The sequence below is a fragment of the Stenotrophomonas sp. YJH_SMC_12-1 genome, assembly GCF_059370935.1.
The window spans coordinates 105,390-118,389 of record NZ_JCAFUD010000003.1 but is presented as its reverse complement, the minus strand read 5'-3'; the positions used below and the strand labels follow the sequence as shown (position 1 = coordinate 118,389).

Sequence of the window (13,000 nt, the reverse complement as noted above, 5' to 3'; positions counted from 1 at the left end):
GATGCCGAGCGAGCTCGGCACCCACCGGGTGGCGTATCAGCGGACTGCCTTGACGTTCAGTTCGTTGATCATCTGCTGGGCGGCCTTCTCGGCAGCCAGCTGCAGGGCATTGGTACGGGCCACGGTTTCATTCGGGCCGGTGCCGGAGAACTGCACCGGGCCCACCGACGACACGGTGCGCGGGAAACGACCGGTCACGTCCAGCACCTTGCCGGTGACCGTGACGAACACGCGGGTGTTGCCGCTGGCCGGATCGCGGTCGCGCATGCCGACGTCGAGGGTACCGACTGCGATGTAGGGGATGTTGGCCGCTCGGATGCCGTTGGCGGTATCGCGCAGGGTGGCGGCAGACAGGTCGTTGCCGGTGCTGAAGTCCTTGCGGATGCGCTCGATGCTCAGCAGGCCGCGCGATTCGCCTTCCACGTACTCGGCTTCAACCACTTCGTAGCCGGCGGCGCTGAAGGCACCGGTCATCGCGGTGTTCACTTCAGCGGCGTTGGCCACCTTCCAGCTGATGTTGTCGCTGCGCTGGGTGGTGCTGCCACCGCTGGTGACCGACACCGAACCGTTCTGGTTGATGCTGCCGTTGGTGCTGACCGAGTTGCCACGGAAGCTGTCGCCTTCACGGGTGTTCTCGCTGTAGCTGCTGCTGGCGTCGACGCGACGGTATTCCTTGTCCTGGAACGACTGCACGGTGTCCTGCGAGCGTGCCATGAACAGGAAGGTCAGCAGCGAACGCTGCGCGGCGGTGGCACCGGCCACGGCCGAACCTGCGTCCAGCTTGGTCTGCAGCAGCGTGGTGTTGATCTCGGCGCGGACAGTGACGGTGTAGGTCTTGGCCTTCTTGTCTTCGGTGTCCGATAGCGGTACGGCACTGAGCACATAACGGTCGATCTCGCCGATGAACTCGGCGCGGCGGGCTTCGAACAGGCGCAGCTTGGCCGCACCGGTTTCAGCGATGTACGCCTCCAGTGCATTGACCTTGGCCTTGTTCAGGGCCTGGGCACGGGTGTCGGCGCTCAGGCGCAGACCGTAGCTGGCCGAACCGGTACCGCGCGAACTCGCGGTCTGCGCGGCGACCGGGGAGGCCACCACCAGCGCGATGAGGATGAGCAGGATGGTACGCATCAACGACATGACTTGATCAACTCCTGGAGGGCTTGGGTCTGCTGCTGCAACGGGCGGCCGCCCGGCTTCTGTTCGTCCAGCCAAGCGCGCGAATCGGCACGCTTGGCGGCGGCGCCGGCGAAGGCATCGAAGCCGGCCAGCAGGGTTTCGTAGCTGGCCGACCACTGGTCGACCTGCCACTGCGTGACCGGCACCACCTTGGTGGCGCCCTTGCGCAGCGGCTGTTCGAAATAGACCTTGCCGGAGAAGGGCTCGGTCACCTTGGCGGTGAAGAATGCGCCGAACAGCATCGTCTTCATCGCCGGGGTTTCATTGATGACGCCGTTCTTCAGCGCATCGACCTGCACAGTGATGACGTAGTCCGGCTCGGGAATCTTCAGCTGGTAGACCTTGCCGTCGGCAAAGCGGGCGGCCATCGCACCACCGATCGCCTGACCCGAGGCCGGCGGCAGCAGGCCGACGCCGGTATTGGACGACAGCGTCTTGGACAGTTCATGGGCCAGCGTGGCGCGCAGCGGGGTTTCCCACTTGGGGTCAGGCAGCTTGGCACGGACCGCGTCGGACAGGGTTACGCCACCGACCTGCAGGCGACGCACGGCGGCATCGGGCAGCTTGGCCTGGGCGAGACTGGCGGCCAGCACCTGCGACAGGCTGGTATCGGCGCTGCCGTACAGCAGATCGGCGACGATCGCGTCGATATCGTCGTTGTCCGGCCGGTAATCCTGCACGTCGATGCGCTGCAGGGTCAGCGGATAGGACGCGATCACCTGACGCTCGCGGAAATCGAAGAACAGTGCCTGCAGGGCCACTTCCACCAGCACTTTGTACTGGTTGCCGATCGGCTCGACCGAGACCAGTTCGCGGTCCAGTGCGGCGGCCAGCACAGTCGCGCTGGTGGTGCCGTCGAGCATCGCCACCGGCTGGTCGATCAGCTCCAGGTTCGCCGGCGGCCGGCGCTTGAGCGCCTGCGCCAGGGTCTGGTTCAGCGGGATCAGGCCGCGCTTTTCCAGCACGGCATGCGCATGCGGCGTGGTCGCCTGCACGGCAGCGGCATCCGCGGTATAGGCAAAACCGGCCCAGTAGGCCTGCTGCGATTTGTCAGCCGCCTGCGCGGCCATCGGCCACACGGCCAGGCACAGGGCACAGGCAAGCAGGCGCGCAAAAGCGCGCGATGCGCTCTTCGTCCTTGAATACATCCAACCGCTCCTCGGTCAATACGCACGGAATGCGGACGCTGATGCGTCCGCTGGGCGCGAAACATAGCCGCTCAGGCGCCTGCCGACAAGTGCTGCGTTCGTCGCAGTCACTCCTGGGGCGGCAGTCCGGCCCGTTGGCGCAGCAGGCCCCGCTCCGCCTGGTTCTGGCTGAGTCTGGCGGCTTCGGCAAAAGCGTCACGTGCGTCGAGGTCGCGCCCCAGCGCCTGTAGTATCTCCGCGCGCACCACCTGCAGGGGCGCGTACTCGCGTAGTCGCGCATCCACCAGCAACGGCTGCAGCTGCGCCCACGCAGCGAACGCGCCCTCGCTGCGCAGCACCGCCACGACCCGATTCAAAGCGACAACCGGCGAAGGCATCACCTGCAGCAACTGGGTATAGAGCGAAGCGATACGTGGCCAGTCGGTGGCTTCAGCCCGACGCGCAGCCACATGGCAGGCGGCGATGCGCGCCTGCAGCACATAGGGATCATCAGCACCACCGGCGGCCAGCGCGCGGGCCAGCACCTGCTGCCCGCGTTCGATCTGCAGCCAGTCCCAGCGCGCGCGGTTCTGCTGGTCCAGCAGCACCGGCGCGCCCTGCGCGTCGGTCCGTGCCGCAGCACGCGATGCCTGCAGTTCCATCAGTGCCAGCAGGCCCAGCACCGGCGGCACCGGCAGCCGGTGCGCCAGGATGCGTGCGAGCCGCAGTGCTTCCTCGCACAGCGCCGGACGCATCCAGTCATCGCCGGCGCTGGCCGCGTAACCTTCATTGAAGACCAGGTAGATCGCCTCCAGCACCGAAGCCAGCCGCTCGGGCATCGCGTCCGCGCGCGGCACCTCATAGGGCACCTGCTTCTGCGCCAAGGTGCGCTTGGCGCGCACGATGCGCTGGGCGATGGTCGGCTCGGGCTGCAGGAACGCACGTGCGATCTCGACGGTGGTCAGGCCACCGAGCAGGCGCAGGGTCAGTGCCACCCGCGCATCGGCCGGCAGCACCGGATGGCAGGCCACGAACATCAACCGCAGCAGATCGTCACCCAGGTCATCCTCCAGCGCCTGGCTGTCATCCGGTGCCGGCAGCGCCGCTGGGTGCAGTTCCTCGCCCCACTGCGCATGCTGCTGCGCCACCCGCTGGTGTTGGCGCAGCACATCGATGGCACGGTTGCGCGCAGTGGTCATCAGCCAGGCTCCGGGGTTGTCCGGGATGCCCTGTTCCGGCCAGCGCTCCAGCGCGGCCAGCCAGGTGTCCTGGGCCAGCTCCTCGGCACGGCCGACATCGCCCCCGAGCAGCCGCGCCAGGCGCGCGATCAACACCGGCGACTCCATCCGCCAGAGGGTTTCCAGACGCTGCGTCAGTGCGGGATCGGGCATGCGCCGATCACAGCACGCAGGCCCGGCCCGCACAAGCGCCACAGCTCACGCTTCAACAATCGGCTTGAAGCCACCCCAGAACATGCGCCTGGTATCGAACGGCATGTCCTTCGGGCCCAGCGACGCCAGCCGCGGGTCGGCCATTACCCTGGCGTTGATGCGGTCGCGCGCCGCGCGCGAACGGAACACCACGAAGGCGACGATCACCGTTTCGCCGGGCTTTGCCTTGACCGCACGCGGGAACGAGGTGCTCTTGCCCGGTTCCACATCGTCAGCCACGCATTCCATGTACTGCAGCGCGCCATGGTCCTTCCACACCGCACCGGCCTTGCGGGCAAGGCGGCGGTAGGCCGCCACCTTGTCCTGTGGGCACGGCAGCACGTAAGCATCCACGTAAGCCATGAGGGTTCTCCCTTGCGGCGGCCGTCAGCCCGGCTCGCCGTCCATGTGTGCGATTTCCCAGAGATGGCCATCCAGGTCCTGGAAGCCGCGCTGGTACATGAAGCCGTAGTCGCGCGCCGGCTGCGGTTCGCTGGCGCCTGCGGCCAGTGCCTTGTCCACCAACTCGTCAACTGCCTTGCGACTGGGGGCCGAGAGCGCATTGATCACTTCCGTGTGAGTGTGCGCATCGGCAATCGGCTTGTTGGTGAACTGCTGGAAAAAAGGTTGGGTCAGCAGCATCACGTAGATGCTCTCGCTGATGACCATGCCAGCCGCATCGTCATTGGTGTAGGTGGGATTGAAGCTGTAGCCCAACGCGGTGAAGAACGCCTTCGACTTTTCCAGGTCCTGCACAGGCAGGTTGACGAAGATCATCTGCGGTTGCGGTGCACTCATCGGTGAAGCTCCTTGTGGATGAAAGAAAGAGAGGAATCAGGGTTGCTTCATGCAGTTGACCATCCACGGTTTGCCGTAGCGGTCGATCAGCATGCCCCAGCGGTGCGCCCAGAACGTTTCGGCAATCGGCATCTGCACCTGGCCACCCTCGGCCAGTGCAGCGAACACGCGTTCGGCTTCTTCGATGCTGTCGACGTCGACATTGATGGTGGTCGAGCCACCCTCGCCACCGCCGGGACCGTCGGCCGCCATCACGATGGCGCTGCCGATTTCCAGCTGGCTGTGCGCGACGTGGTCCAGGGTTTCCGGCGGCATCTCGTTGCAGCCGGGCGACCCATCGGAGGGCGGCATGTCGCGGTACTTCATTTCCGAGGTGACCTGGCCACCCAGTGCCTTGGCGTAGAACGCCATCGCCTCATGGGCCTGGCCGCTGAAGCCGAGGAAGGGAATCAGTTTCATGGCAATACTCCGTTGTGCGGTTCAGGGCAGTAGTGCCGGGTCGTGCCCGGCAGGGAGATGAATCGGGTCAACCTTCCAGCTGTGCACGCAGACGCTGTTCCTGCTGCTGTAAGTCGGGGGTGAAGGCTTCACCGAAGTCTTCGGCGGAGATCAAGGGACGCAGTTCGAGCGTGCCGCCACTGCCGAACGGCGCACGGCTGGCCCACTCGACGGCCTCGTCCAGCGACCGCACCTCCCACAGCCAGAAGCCGGCGATCTGTTCGCTGGCAGGACCGAACGGACCGGCCTCGACCTTGGGTGCCCCGCCGCCGAAATGAATGCGACGGCCGCGCTGGGTGGCGTGCAGACCTTCACCGGCCAGCATGATGCCGGCGGCCACGAGTTGCTCGTTGAAGGCGCCCATTTCGGACAATTCCTGTTCACTGGGCATGCGGCCGGCTTCGGAGTCGGCGTTGGCCTTCACGATCACCATCACTTTCATTGCGGTCTCCCGTGGGGACGCGTGGCGCGTGCCCTTCATTGGGTACAACGAACCAGGGGGCTGGGAATCGACACGTCTGTTGGAAATTTTTTTCTTGCGCGGAAAGCGCGCCTTCGGCGGAGGTCGGCGAACGGCGGAGCCCCTCCGTGGTGGGGTTGGGTTGGTCGCTGAAAGCTCGGGTTCATGGGTTTGGCCGGGTGGGGAGGCAGGGCAGGGGACGCTGCAAGTACGTCCATGTAAGCTCGGTCGCCGCATCCATGCGGCTCACGCACCTGCCCTGCCTCCCCACCCGACCTTGGACAGTTTCCTGCCTCCGGCACGCACCACGGGAAGATCAAGAAAAAAGGCAAAAGCAAAAGCAAAAACAACGGCGATTGGCTGGCGGCCTCGGCTTTGCGAGCGAAGCGACCCGCTTTTGCTCTTGTTTGTGATTTTCCGTGGTGGATCAGCTGCAGAGATCTGTCCAAGGCCGGGTGGGTAGGCGGGGCGGGGGTGTCCGCGGCATGGATGCCGCGGCCAAGCCCCCATGGACGGGTTTACTGCGTCCCCCGACCCGCCTACCCACCCGGCCAACCGCCAGAAACCCAGCTTTCAGCGACCAACCCAACCCCACCACGGAGGGGCTCCGCCGTTCGCCGATCCCCGCCGAAGGCGCCGCCTCCCGCGCTGCAACATGCCCGTGCGCAAACCTGCGCGATCATGGACACTCCGCCCCCGCCAGGACCGTGCCATGCAGCAGTATCTTCTTCTGATCTACATCGAGCCTGCCCTGCTGCAGGCCCTGCCCATCGAAGAATTCAACGCGCTGATGCGCGACTGCCTGGCCCATGCCGACAAGCTGCAGGCCGAAGGCACGCTGCTGGCCGCGCAGAAGCTGCAGCCGGTCGACACCGCGCAGACCCTGCGCGTGCGTGATGGCCACAGCCGCGTACTGGATGGCCCCTTCGCCGAAACCCGCGAACTGCTGGCCGGCTTCAACCTGATCGTCGCCCGCGACCGCGACGAAGCCATGCGCATCGCCCGCGACTTCCCTTGGGCACGCTTCGGCAGCATCGAAGTGCGGCCGCTGGAAGACATGGACGCCGAGCGCGAACGCTGCGGCGCGCCGGCTGCGGCTGCGGCTACGGCAGCAGCCGTACCCTGATCTCGCGCGGGCCGATGCCTTCATTGCCGCTGTAGTCGCGCACGCTGGCGCGCACGATGTACTCGCCCGGCGGCAGCGCCGCCGGCTGCCAGCGCCCGGTTTCCATCAGGCCATCGCGCACGGTGTTGGTGGCCAGGTAGCGGAAGCGGGTCACCGCGCTGCCATGCACGGTGATGCCGCTGTCCGGTGCGTAGGCCACGCGCACCGCTTCCCGCTGCGGCGGCATGCGGTTGAACACGATGTTCCAGCGTGGCTGCTCGTAGCCCTGCAGCGGTTGGCCGCCCGCATCGAGAATCTGGTAACCCACCTGGTACATGCCCAGGCGCCGCCGCGGCAGGTTGTTGTCGACCTGGTCCCAGGCTTCGACCACGATCTGCACACCGCGTCCCTGGCGCGCCACCATCACCACGCCATCGCTGCCTGCGGCCATCGGCTGGTCGTTGTCGTCCAGCAACGCCACATCGGTGATGCGCGGTGCGAAGTGGTCGGCGTAGTTCTGGAAGCCCAGTGCCACGGCGTTGGTCTCGAAACCACCGGTGCCGACGGCCAGGTGCACATGCGCCTGGTTGTTGATGCTACCCAGGCGATCGCCGACGTGAATGCGCATGCCGCGCCGCACGCGCATCCGCTCCAGCTTGCCCTGCTCGTCATACAACGCCTGCCAGCGCGCATCGTAGGGCTCATCGCGCGGGGTGCGGCCGACCCGCATGTGGATGTACTTGAGGCGGTCCACCGCCAGGCCCTCGGCCTGCTCACCCAGGTTCCAGGCGGCCACCGGGCTGCTGATCTTGCCCTCGGCAATCGCCAGTACGGTCTGGCCCACATCACCGCGCACGTCGAAACCGCCATGCAGGTGGTGGCGGCTCTCGCCGGTGAAGTTGCCGCGCACCTCACCCAACGTACCGACCACTTCATGCCAGCCGTCCTGCGGTGCCAGCGGCCAGCGGCCGCCCGTCTCCGGCAACGCCGCATCGGCAGCCGGGCCGACCAGTGCCGGTGCCGGCAGTTCGCCCACCGGCAGCGGGCGCAGGCGATGCAGGCGGTAGCTGGCGGCGTCGGCCACCAGCACGCTGCCATCGGCATCCATCGCCAGCCCGCTTGGGCGGGCCAGGCGCGGCAGTCGGCCATTGCCGACCAGCGCGATCTGGTGGCCCTGCGGCGTCACCTGCACGATGCGGCCATCAAGATCGCCCACGTACAGCACGCCATCGTGGGTGGTGGCCAGCGACATCGGCCCATTGATCACGCCACCGGCGGCGACCACGGTGCTCACCGTGCCGTCGGCGCCTACGCGGCGCACCGCGTTGTTGAACAGGTCGGCCACCAGCAGCGCGCCCTGCGCGTCGAAGGCCAGCGCCACCGGCGTATCGAAGCGCGCAGCGGCGCCGGTGCCATCGGCCAGGCCCGGCCGATCGCCGCCGGCCAGGGTGCGCACGTTGCCATCGGTGCCGATCACCCGGATGCGGTCATTGAAGGTGTCGGCCACGTAGATCTGGCCCTGCGCATCCACTGCGATGCCCATCGGCGCATCGAAGCGCGCCTGCGCGGCAGGTCCATCAACGTGGCCCTGTTCACCACCGGCCAGCGTGGTCACCTGGCCGTCGGTGCCGATGCGGCGGATGGCATGGTTGCCGGTGTCGGCCACATACAGGTTGCCCTGCGCGTCGGCGGCAATGCCCGAAGGCGTGTTGAAACTGGCCTGCAGTGCCGGGCCATCAACGCGCCCCTCGCCCTGCCCGGCCACCGTTTCGACGCGGCCATCGGGCAGGCGGCGACGGATCCGGTTGTTATCACCGGCATCAGTGAAATAGACACTGCCATCGGCACTGCGCAGCAACGCATAGGGATCGGCGAAGCGTGCCTGCGCGGACGCGCCATCGCGGTCACCCGGGTGGCCATCGCCGGCCAGCGGTTCGATCTGCGCGGTCCACGCCAGCGGCGTTGGAACCGGACCCGCCGGTTCAGCCAGCGTATGCAGCGGTGTCTCCCACCAGGTTGCGGCCAATGCCACTACCGTCGCCAATGCTACGCCTGCCGCCATCCATTGCCACCGTGCCATCGTGCTGCGCTGCCTGCCTGCTGTCCGAAGAGGCACCGACAATAGTCGCTGAACGCACGATCCGCCATGGTCAATCGTGCGGTCAAACGCCAGAGTTCCATCCACCGCGCTTGTTCTCGCTGGCTGCAGCGGGTTCAATGCGGTTCCCACGGATGGAAATCCTCCATGCCCCGCATCCTCCCCGTCGCCGCCCTGCTGATTGCCGCATTGGCCAGCACATCCGCCACTGCTTCGATCACGGTGGTACCGCAGAAGCCGTCCGTCACCGCCGATGCGATGCACCAGGCCTATGCCACGCGATGGGATGAAGCCATCCAGCAGTCGCGCAGTGGCAACACGCTGGGCGCGCTGATCGCGATGGAACGGCTGATGGAAGATCCGATGCTGGATGACTTCGATGCCGAACACCGCGGCCGCGCCGCGCAGGTGGCCGGCTGGACCGCAATGGTGCAGAAGAAGCCGGACCAGGCGCGCCGCTACCTGCAGCGCGCACAGGAAGCACTGCCGGACGACGCGCAGATACTGCTGACCCTGGTCTCGGTGGAACTGTCCGAGAACCAACCGGCACCTGCCACGAAGCACCTGGTGCAGGCGCTGAAGCATGCCGACGCGCCGTTGCCGATGGACCACCACGCGATCAACTACCTGCAGTTCCGCCTGCGGGACCAGCCCCAGCAGCGCATGGAACTGCTGCAGGCGCTGTTCGACAACGGCTGGAAAAGCGGCGGCCTGGAACCCACCGGGCTGTGGCTGGCACTGGCCACGCTGCAGGCCGACAACGGCCGTGGCGACAGGATTCCCGCCACGCTGGCGCGCATCACCGGCCCCGCCGAGATCATCCGCCTGCGCAGTGACAAGCGGTTTGATCGCTATGTCGACCGCGCCGATGCCCGCTTCGATCCGGTGCAGGCTGCACAGAAACACCTCGACGAACTGCGGGTCTCCGGCCTGCTCGACCGGGCGCTGGACGCACGCATGGCCGAGTTCAGCAGTACGCTGCTGATGCTGGACCGCAACGAGGAAGTGCTGGCACTGACCGATGGCATGGCCGGTGCGGCGGCCGAAGGTGAGTCGCCCTCGGCGGCGGAAGCCGAATGGGTGGCATGGCTGCTCAACAGCCGGCTTACGGCGCTGCGCCGGTTGGGCCGTACCGACGATGCGCTGGCCACAGCCAGGCTGGCCGCACGCATCGGTGCGCTGGGCCCGGATGGTGCCGAGCACCAGTTCAACGTCGGCTTCGTGCTCAGTTCGCTGGGCCGCATGCAGGACGCTGCTGCCGCAGTGAATGACATGCCAGGCCTGGCCGGTTACGGCAAGGCGGCCCAGGCACTGCTGCAGTTCGCTGCCGCCCGCGAACGCGGCGATGCCCAGGCAGTGGAAGCCGCCCGCTCGGTGATCCTTGCCCAGCGCGACGACGCACGCCTGTTCCATCGCGAGATGCTGCTGGACGAAGGCAACCTGGACGGCGCAGCCGCAGTGCTGATCGAACAGCTGCGCTCCCCCACCGACCGTGGCGAGACGCTGGCCTCCCTGCAGGACATGCGCACCTACCCCTCGCTGCCCGGTGACGTGAAGATCGATGCGGCCTGGCGTGCGCTGAAGCAGCGCGCCGACGTGCAGGCCGAGGTGGCACGCGTCGGCCGCATTGAGCGCTACGACCTGGTCAGCGCTTCCACTTCGCGCTGAGCCGATTTTCTGTGGCGCTGAGCGTGGGCTCGGCACTACACCTTCCGCCTAGCGGGCTGGCACCTCGGTACGGATGCCCATCGCTTCGCGGTAGCGTGCGTACAGGGCCATCACCTTGTCCACATAGGCCAGGGTTTCGGCGTAGGGCGGCACGCCCTTGTAGCGGGTGACTGCACCGATGCCCGCGTTGTAGGCGGCCGCCGCCAACGGGCGATCGCCGTTGTAGCGGCGCAGCAGCGCGCGCATGTAGCGCGCGCCGCCCTCGATCGACTGCTGCGGCGAGAACGGATCGCGCACGCCATATTCCTGTGCGGTCTCCGGCATCAACTGCATCACGCCCTGTGCGCCCTTGGTCGAGACCGCCAGCGCATCGAAGTTGCTTTCGGCATGGGCAATCGCGCGCAGCCATGCGTCATCGACACCGGTGGCCTTGGCCGCGGCCTTGAACTGCTTGGCGTGCTGCGCCAACTGCGGCTTGCCGACCTTGCCCAGGCCTTCGTGGGCAGGTTCGCCCGGCGGCGTGGCCACTGTGAACTTCAGGAACACCCGCGAGCCGGGCAGGTTGCGGGTGGAGTAGACCAGCGCGCCATCCTGCTCGCGCTCGTACAGCACGCCGCTGAACACGCCCATGTTGCCCCACAGGTTCGGGGTCTGGATGGCGTTGTCGTCGATTTCCTTCGGGGTGCAGCGTGAACCGGGTTCCGGCGCGGTGGCCAGGCTGACGGTGTTGCCCTGCACGCAGCGGTAGACGGTGCGCGCGGCGGCCAGCCCGGGCCACAGGCTGGGCAGCAGCAACAGCGCAAGCAGGAGCGGGTGACGGGACATGGCGGCCGGATCATCCGGCCGCGCCCGCTAATGTTGGGTGAATGGGGGCCGGCAGGGCTGCGCCCTGCACCCGCGCGGGCACCGGCGCCGGCGGCGGTAGAGTCGACTGTCAGTCGACTATCGCGCGCAGCGCGGGGTTTTCCGGAAGCCCACGGGAGAGCAGTCGACTAACAGTCGACGCTTCCGACGTTCCCGATTTCGGCCTTGCCGCCCCCGCATCCCCGGTCATCTCGCGGTCCTCCGACGCACCCAATACCCCACGCCCAGCAGCACGAACCACACCGGGCTGGCGATCAACGCCTGGCGGGTGTCGGCCTGCAGGCTCAGCAGCACCAGCACGGCGGCGAAGAACACCAGGCAGGCCCAGCACATGGCAACACCGCCGGGCATCTTGAAGATCGAGGCAGCGTGGCGCTCCGGGTAGCGACGGCGATAGGCCATGTAGGCCACCAGAATCAGCGACCAGACGAAGATGAACAGCACCGTGGCCAGCGTCGTCACCAGGGTGAAGGCGGTCACCAGGTTCGGAATCAGGTAGATCAGCAGCGTGCCACCGAGCAGGCACAGGCACGAGAACAGCAGGCCGCGGGCGGGCACGGCAGCGCGTGACAACTTCGACAACCCGCGCGGGGCGTGGCCCTCTTCGGCCAGGCCGTACAGCATGCGGCTGGTGGAGAAGATGCCGCTGTTGGCCGAGGACGTGGCCGAGGTCAGCACCACGAAATTGATCAGGCTGGCGGCGGCAGGGATGCCGGCGAGCACGAACAGCTGCACGAACGGGCTCTTGTCCGGCACCACCTGGCGCCACGGGGTGACGGCCATGATCGCGATCAGCGCCAGCACGTAGAAGATGATGATGCGTACCGGGATCGAGTTGATCGCCTTGGGCAGGTTGCGCTCGGGGTCGGCGGTTTCGGCGGCGGTGGTGCCGACCAGCTCGATGCCGACAAAGGCGAACACCGCAATCTGGAAGCCGGCGAAGAAACCGACCAGGCCCATCGGGAACATGCCGCCGTCGTTCCACAGGTTCGACAGCGACGCGGTGTGGCCGCTGGGCGAGGTGAAGCCCCACGCCACCAGGCCGGCGCCGGTGATGATCAGCGCGCAGATCGCCACGATCTTGATCAGCGCGAACCAGAATTCCATTTCGCCGAACAGCTTCACCGTCACCAGGTTCAGCGACAGCAGCAGCATCACGCACGCCAGCGCCGGCTTCCAGGCGTCAAGCCCGGGGAACCAGAACTGCGCGTAGGCGGCAATGGCGATCACATCGGCAATGGCGGTGACGATCCAGCAGAACCAGTACGTCCATCCACAGAAGAAGCCGGCCCAGGGGCCGAGCAGATCGGTGGAGAAATCGATGAAGGATTTGTACTGCAGGTTGGACAGCAGCAGCTCGCCCATCGCGCGCATCACGAAGAACAGCATCGCGCCGATGATCAGGTAAACGAAGACGATGGACGGGCCGGCCAGGCTGATGGTCTTGCCTGAGCCCATGAACAGGCCGGTGCCGATGGCACCACCGATGGCGATCAGTTGCAGGTGGCGGTTGGACAGGCTGCGGCGCAGGTGCTCGGGGGGCGTTGCGGGCTCGGTCATGGGCGCGGGCAAAAGGGCGGGCGAAGCGTTCGACGGTAGTCCTCCACAGGCCGGAGCGCCAGCGCCGGATGGGCCAATCCCGTCAAACTTCGCCGCTTTCATCACAATGTGACCGAATACCGGATTCATCCCATTCCGCCCGGCCCGGCGCCATGCTCAGATAGCCGCACCTGCCCAAGGATCGGCCCGACCATGCGCCCTGCCCTGCCCGCCCCG

The 13,000-nt window shown here is 67.0% G+C and carries 12 protein-coding genes; 2 read left to right on the top strand and 10 right to left on the bottom strand.

Going from position 1 to position 13,000, the window contains the following annotated elements; all coding sequences use genetic code 11:
* Positions 1–36: 36 nt before the first annotated feature.
* The 7 genes from AC5P8Y_RS06730 to AC5P8Y_RS06700 all read right to left on the bottom strand — a co-directional run bounded on the left by AC5P8Y_RS06730 (position 37) and on the right by AC5P8Y_RS06700 (position 5,471).
* Positions 37–1,137, bottom strand: a complete 1,101-nt coding sequence (locus AC5P8Y_RS06730; RefSeq protein ID WP_005407892.1) for a hypothetical protein — start codon at positions 1,135–1,137, stop codon at positions 37–39.
* On the bottom strand, positions 1,128–2,324 hold the full coding sequence (locus AC5P8Y_RS06725) for a hypothetical protein (RefSeq protein WP_033833696.1): 1,197 nt from the start codon (positions 2,322–2,324) through the stop codon (positions 1,128–1,130). Before AC5P8Y_RS06725 ends, AC5P8Y_RS06730 begins: the two co-directional genes overlap by 10 nt.
* A 107-nt stretch (positions 2,325–2,431) precedes the next feature.
* The gene (locus AC5P8Y_RS06720; protein ID WP_049402666.1) at positions 2,432–3,694 is read right to left on the bottom strand and encodes an RNA polymerase sigma factor; all 1,263 of its coding nucleotides are present in this window, start codon (positions 3,692–3,694) and stop codon (positions 2,432–2,434) included.
* A gap of 45 nt (positions 3,695–3,739) precedes the next feature.
* The gene (locus AC5P8Y_RS06715; protein WP_005407889.1) at positions 3,740–4,096 is read right to left on the bottom strand and encodes a DUF1428 domain-containing protein; all 357 of its coding nucleotides are present in this window, start codon (positions 4,094–4,096) and stop codon (positions 3,740–3,742) included.
* 24 nt (positions 4,097–4,120) lie between these two features.
* Positions 4,121–4,531: a VOC family protein gene (locus tag AC5P8Y_RS06710; protein ID WP_005415091.1), complete on the bottom strand. Its 411-nt coding sequence runs from the start codon at positions 4,529–4,531 to the stop codon at positions 4,121–4,123.
* Between the two features lie 36 nt (positions 4,532–4,567).
* Entirely contained in the window at positions 4,568–4,990 is a 423-nt protein-coding gene (locus AC5P8Y_RS06705) for a VOC family protein (protein ID WP_005407887.1), read from the bottom strand.
* Positions 4,991–5,057: 67 nt separating this feature from the next.
* The gene (locus AC5P8Y_RS06700; protein WP_033833692.1) at positions 5,058–5,471 is read right to left on the bottom strand and encodes a YciI family protein; all 414 of its coding nucleotides are present in this window, start codon (positions 5,469–5,471) and stop codon (positions 5,058–5,060) included.
* Between the two features lie 730 nt (positions 5,472–6,201).
* On the opposite strand from AC5P8Y_RS06700, the gene AC5P8Y_RS06695 reads away from it, so the two are divergent.
* A complete protein-coding gene (locus AC5P8Y_RS06695) occupies positions 6,202–6,615 on the top strand; it encodes a YciI family protein (RefSeq protein WP_049403440.1) in 414 nt (137 codons plus the stop codon).
* On the opposite strand, the gene AC5P8Y_RS06690 is transcribed toward AC5P8Y_RS06695, so the two are convergent.
* Positions 6,593–8,674, bottom strand: coding sequence for an NHL repeat-containing protein (locus AC5P8Y_RS06690; protein ID WP_111108512.1), 2,082 nt, complete (start codon positions 8,672–8,674; stop codon positions 6,593–6,595). The two genes, AC5P8Y_RS06695 and AC5P8Y_RS06690, sit on opposite strands and share 23 nt — an antisense overlap.
* Positions 8,675–8,839: 165 nt before the next feature.
* On the opposite strand from AC5P8Y_RS06690, the gene AC5P8Y_RS06685 reads away from it, so the two are divergent.
* Complete coding sequence (locus tag AC5P8Y_RS06685) at positions 8,840–10,360, top strand: tetratricopeptide repeat protein (protein ID WP_049433475.1); 1,521 nt, start codon at positions 8,840–8,842, stop codon at positions 10,358–10,360.
* Positions 10,361–10,408: 48 nt separating this feature from the next.
* On the opposite strand, the gene AC5P8Y_RS06680 is transcribed toward AC5P8Y_RS06685, so the two are convergent.
* Positions 10,409–11,185 (bottom strand): lytic transglycosylase domain-containing protein, encoded by a 777-nt coding sequence (locus AC5P8Y_RS06680; protein WP_049433474.1) that lies wholly within the window; start codon positions 11,183–11,185, stop codon positions 10,409–10,411.
* Between the two features lie 225 nt (positions 11,186–11,410).
* On the bottom strand, positions 11,411–12,784 hold the full coding sequence (cycA, locus tag AC5P8Y_RS06675; RefSeq protein ID WP_049433473.1) for a D-serine/D-alanine/glycine transporter: 1,374 nt from the start codon (positions 12,782–12,784) through the stop codon (positions 11,411–11,413).
* Positions 12,785–13,000: the final 216 nt, after the last annotated feature.

Excerpts from the sequence above, each read along its gene's own strand:
- AC5P8Y_RS06730 (WP_005407892.1), bottom strand. The coding sequence starts at position 1,137 with ATGTCGTTGATGCGTACCATCCTGCTCATCCTCATCGCGCTGGTGGTG.
- AC5P8Y_RS06725 (WP_033833696.1), bottom strand. The coding sequence starts at position 2,324 with ATGTATTCAAGGACGAAGAGCGCATCGCGCGCTTTTGCGCGCCTGCTT.
- AC5P8Y_RS06720 (WP_049402666.1), bottom strand. The coding sequence starts at position 3,694 with ATGCCCGATCCCGCACTGACGCAGCGTCTGGAAACCCTCTGGCGGATG.
- AC5P8Y_RS06715 (WP_005407889.1), bottom strand. The coding sequence starts at position 4,096 with ATGGCTTACGTGGATGCTTACGTGCTGCCGTGCCCACAGGACAAGGTG.
- AC5P8Y_RS06710 (WP_005415091.1), bottom strand. The coding sequence starts at position 4,531 with ATGAGTGCACCGCAACCGCAGATGATCTTCGTCAACCTGCCTGTGCAG.
- AC5P8Y_RS06705 (WP_005407887.1), bottom strand. The coding sequence starts at position 4,990 with ATGAAACTGATTCCCTTCCTCGGCTTCAGCGGCCAGGCCCATGAGGCG.
- AC5P8Y_RS06700 (WP_033833692.1), bottom strand. The coding sequence starts at position 5,471 with ATGAAAGTGATGGTGATCGTGAAGGCCAACGCCGACTCCGAAGCCGGC.
- AC5P8Y_RS06695 (WP_049403440.1), top strand. The coding sequence starts at position 6,202 with ATGCAGCAGTATCTTCTTCTGATCTACATCGAGCCTGCCCTGCTGCAG.
- AC5P8Y_RS06690 (WP_111108512.1), bottom strand. The coding sequence starts at position 8,674 with ATGGCACGGTGGCAATGGATGGCGGCAGGCGTAGCATTGGCGACGGTA.
- AC5P8Y_RS06685 (WP_049433475.1), top strand. The coding sequence starts at position 8,840 with ATGCCCCGCATCCTCCCCGTCGCCGCCCTGCTGATTGCCGCATTGGCC.
- AC5P8Y_RS06680 (WP_049433474.1), bottom strand. The coding sequence starts at position 11,185 with ATGTCCCGTCACCCGCTCCTGCTTGCGCTGTTGCTGCTGCCCAGCCTG.
- cycA (WP_049433473.1), bottom strand. The coding sequence starts at position 12,784 with ATGACCGAGCCCGCAACGCCCCCCGAGCACCTGCGCCGCAGCCTGTCC.